The sequence below is a fragment of the uncultured Anaerococcus sp. genome (genome assembly GCF_963510575.1).
Lineage (GTDB): Bacteria > Bacillota > Clostridia > Tissierellales > Peptoniphilaceae > Anaerococcus.
In genome coordinates this window covers 1-4,369 of record NZ_CAUPFR010000125.1, presented here as the reverse complement: position 1 = coordinate 4,369, position 4,369 = coordinate 1, and the positions used below count along the sequence as shown (strand labels likewise).

The window sequence follows — 4,369 nt, the reverse complement described above, 5'->3', positions numbered from 1 at the left end:
GCCCACAATCCCGTCCTTGGATTCAGGATTTTACAGCATCATGGATAGGCGAGGGAAACTGGATGGTGTATGATGCTGATGCAGTTCAAGCTCAAATAGATGCTATTTATGAGTCAGGCCAAAGAGAATACCTAATATGGAATGCAACTAATACCTATACGGATGGCGTTGATTATTAAAAACAGGGTTAAACCTGTTTTTTTATTTAAAGTAAAAACCACCTAGGATTCTAGGTGGCTAATTTTATAATCTGTGTTTTCTCCTAAATTGAGAAGGTGTTTGACCTGCTTTTTTCTTGAAGACTTGGTTGAAATATGATTGTGAATTAAAGCCAACTAAGGCAGATATTTCTTCCATGGTATGGTTGGTTGAAATCAAGAGATTTTTTGCGATTTCTACTCTCTTTAAGATCAAATATTCGATTGGTGTTATCCTATAGGATTGTTTAAATTCTGATATAAGGTGGAATTTATTCATATAGGCCATTGACGATAAGTCTTCTAGTTTTATATCTTCATTATAATTTGAATCTATGTAAGATTTAATATAGTCAATTTGTCTATTTACTCTCTTATCGTGTTTGATGGTAATCGATTTTCTATATTTTCTTAAAAGGTTTATGACTAGGGTAGTTGCTACTGCATTTGATAGGGATTTGGCGAAGATATCATTTCCCTTATGTTCTCTATAGATATCTTCGAAATATTCTTCGAATTTTAAGGTTTTATCCTTGTTGTCAATGTGAAAATAATTTATATTTTTGGAAGTGTCACCTTCAAGGCCTGCTATAGACACCGATTCTATTCCAAAGCCTAAAATTTTAACCTTTGATACGCTCTTATCTAAATAGAGGGTATGGCCAATATTTGAGTTTATAATTACAAGATCACCTGCATTTACATCTACTAACTCACTTTCGATTGAAAGTTTACCACAACCTTCAGCTAGGTAATAAAAATAAGTAAAGGGGTGAAATTGAATTCTACTAGAGATATTTTCATCATAAATATTTTTTTGAGAGTCAAGGATTTTTACATCTAAATTATTAAGGCTGTTTTCTTCTTCTACTATTTGTTCATTATCTTTTTCCATTTTATCCTCTATATATTTTTTAAAACTTATTTTCCTGTCTAGATTTATACATTTTATTATATTATATATTACACTAAATTTTACGAAAAATAAAGTCTTATTTAAAATATTTTTACTAAAATAATTCATTTTGCTTCTAAATATTATTAAAATTTTAGCAATATCCTTATTAATGCTTTTATGAATTGATTAAAAGGACAAGAAAAGTATAATTTTATTAGGTGAGAAGATGAGATTAATATCAGATGACTTGATAAATCAAATAAAAGAAAATTCTGACATAGTAGATATAATTGGCGAATATGTCGATTTAAAGAAGGCTGGGTCTTCTTATAAGGGCCTATGCCCTTTTCATAATGAGAAAACCCCATCTTTTACAGTAGATAGGAAGAAACAATTATTTCACTGTTTCGGGTGTGGAGCAGGTGGAGATGTTGTTTCTTTTATAATGCAAAAAGAAGGTCTTTCCTATCCGGATGGTTTAAAATTCCTTGCTCATAAGGCAGGTATTAATCTAGTTTTTGACGAAAATCCTGTAGTGAATGAAAAAAAGTCCAGGCTTTATGAAATAAATAAAGAAATTATGATGTATTTTTATAAAAATTTATTGACTACCAAGGCCCCTCAAGATTATTTACTTATGAGGGGGCTTAGGAGTAATATTGTAAATACTTTCATGCTTGGATTTGCCAAGGATAGTTGGGATGATTTATTGTCTTTTGCTAGGTCAAAGGATATTAGGGATGAAGACTTGCTTGAACTTGGACTAATAGCAAAATCTAAAAATGGTAATTTTTATGACAAGTATAGGAATAGGTTGATTTTTCCTATTATCGATACCTATGGAAGGATTATAGGTTTTGGTGGCAGGGCTATAGATAAGACAATGCCAAAGTACCTAAATTCTCCAGAATCAGATGTTTTTAAGAAGAGATTCAATCTTTACGGTTTAAATATTTTTAAAAAGCAAAATCGAAGGGATCTAATCCTTGTAGAAGGCTATATGGATGTAATAGCCTTAAATAACAAGGGGATTGATATTGCAGTTGCAAGCCTTGGCACAGCCTTAACTGTCGAGCAAGCTAAGCTTGCTAAGAGATATGCAGATAATATTTATATTTGCTATGATTCTGACTCTGCTGGTATAAAAGCTACAAAAAGAGCTATAGAAATATTTAAAGAAGCAGAAATTGGGGTAAGTATAATACAACTAGGTGAGGGTTTAGACCCAGATGAATATGTTAAAAAATATGGCAAAGAAGCTTTTGAGAAAAAAATGTCAGAAGCCTTGGATGAGTATAATTACACATACGAACAAATTCTAGATGGTTATTCAGATGCAAATGATAATGAAAAGCTTGAAAAGCTCAACCAATTTATTGGATTTTTAGCAGAAATAAAGCAAGATTTAACTAGAGAAATTTTTATAAATAAAGTTTCTTCATTGTTTGATATTGATAAACAAACTTTAAAAGGTGCTATTTCAAAGTATAATAACAAACATCATGAAGAAAAAATAGGTAGAGAAAATTTTTCTGAACCAAATATTGTTATTGAAGAGAAAAAGACAGATATTAGTGCTCATGAGCTAGAAATTTTAAGGCTTATCTTTAATCAGCTTGAAGATTATAAAGAAAATGCTGATTATTTCGATAAGTATTTAATAAATCCAAAGGCCTTGAATTTTAGGGATTTTCTTGTAAATAAGGAAGTTGATAAATTTGACAAGACCGACGGGGATTATAAATATATGCTAGATTATGTGATGGATGACAAAAATCCAATCCTAGTTAGTGAATTGATAGATAAGATAAACCTATATGAAAGGCTTCAAAAAAGAAAAAACCTAAAAAAGTGGCCTATAAATAGTAAGGGGAGAGATAATGAACAGCGATGATAGTAAATTGCTCGAAGATGATGTCCTAGATGAAATTATCGAAGAGTTTGAATCTATAAGTGAAAACCAAGATGGGATGATAACTTATAGTCAAATTTTTGAATTTGATGACTTTAAGGACATGGATAAGGAAAGTCAAAAATTAATCCTTGCCAAGCTGACGGGTTCAGGCGTAGAAATCGTTGAAAAATCTGAAACAGAGCTTGATCAAGAAGAGGAAGTTGAAGACGATATCGAAGAAGAAGAGCAAGAAGAAGAAATTGACGAAAAAGAGTTAGAAAAAGAAATAGATAAGACCGTCGATAGCTTAGCTGGCATTAAGCTTGATGACCCGGTCAAAATGTATTTGAAGGAAATAGGTAAGGTAAATTTACTTACTGCAACAGAAGAGATTATTCTTGCAAGACGTATGGAAGCTGGAGAAATTGCCCATAAGTCCATACATGGATACAAGTTTAATAAACAAAATAAAAATAAACTTGCGAGCGATGTATTTTTTGGTGACTTAGCTAGGGTATTGGAAAATGCCAATAAGTCCCTTTTTGATAAGAAAGAATTAGATGAAAATACCTTGAAGGATTTAGATGGTCTAATAAATATGGGTTCCCTTTTTAAGCAAATTATGGAAGATGACTTGGATAAGGACCAGCTAGACCAATTAAACGCAAAAATTATTATTTGCAATATTGCGCAAAATTCTATAGATGACGACGACTTATCTAGGAAAGATGCAAATATTCTTTGTGATTTATTTGATTCCTTTGATCATATGTTAAATATTATTGAAAATGATGAAGTGGTTAGCATGGTTTATTCATCCTTCAATGATCTTTTAAAGAAGGCTGCTAACAAGGATACAATAAAGACAAATGATCAGATGATTATAGATAACCTCCTTAAAACTTCTGAATTAGCTTCTTCTATTAGGGAAAGACAAGCCCTAACAGATGACGAATCGTCTTTTTTGGATTATATCATAGCTAAGAGAAATTTATCCCTAAAAATGCTAAATAAGGAAGAATTTACTGAAGAAGAATTAAAAAAGCTTAAGGTGGACGTTTTAAAGTCTCAAAGAGCTAAGGAAAAATTAGCCGAAACCAACCTAAGGCTTGTTGTATCAATTGCCAAAAAATATGTAGGCCGAGGTATGAACTTTTTGGACCTAATCCAAGAGGGAAACATGGGGCTTATGAAGGCTGTTGATAAGTATGATTATAACAGAGGTTTTAAATTTTCAACCTATGCTACCTGGTGGATTAGGCAGGCCATAACTCGTGCCATAGCTGACCAAGCTAGGACGATTAGGATACCAGTTCATATGGTAGAAACAATCAACAAATTAGTCCGTATCCAAAGACAACTTGTCCAAGACCTAGGAAG

At 31.8% G+C, this 4,369-nt stretch carries 4 protein-coding genes; 3 read left to right on the top strand and 1 reads right to left on the bottom strand.

All coding sequences use genetic code 11. The annotated features are described in order from the left end of the window. Positions 1–179, top strand: a 179-nt coding sequence (locus tag RQ907_RS07845; RefSeq protein ID WP_311492819.1) for a putative glycoside hydrolase, incomplete at its 5' end; no start/stop codon positions are given. A 64-nt stretch (positions 180–243) separates the two neighbouring features. Here the strand turns inward: RQ907_RS07845 and RQ907_RS07840 are convergent. Continuing rightward, on the bottom strand, positions 244–1,092 hold the full coding sequence (locus tag RQ907_RS07840) for an AraC family transcriptional regulator (RefSeq protein ID WP_311492818.1): 849 nt from the start codon (positions 1,090–1,092) through the stop codon (positions 244–246). A gap of 229 nt (positions 1,093–1,321) precedes the next feature. Between RQ907_RS07840 and dnaG the strand changes: the two genes are divergently transcribed. Together dnaG and RQ907_RS07830 are read left to right on the top strand one after the other, a co-directional pair. Then, entirely contained in the window at positions 1,322–2,989 is a 1,668-nt protein-coding gene (gene dnaG / locus RQ907_RS07835) for a DNA primase (protein WP_311492817.1), read from the top strand. Further along, positions 2,976–4,369 (top strand): sigma-70 family RNA polymerase sigma factor (locus tag RQ907_RS07830; RefSeq protein ID WP_311492816.1); only part of this gene is annotated, 1,394 nt, incomplete at its 3' end. The genes dnaG and RQ907_RS07830, both read left to right, overlap by 14 nt.

What these genes read in the sequence shown, in the direction of transcription:
- RQ907_RS07840 (WP_311492818.1), bottom strand. Translation starts at nt 1,092, where the DNA reads ATGGAAAAAGATAATGAACAAATAGTAGAAGAAGAAAACAGCCTTAAT.
- dnaG (WP_311492817.1), top strand. Translation starts at nt 1,322, where the DNA reads ATGAGATTAATATCAGATGACTTGATAAATCAAATAAAAGAAAATTCT.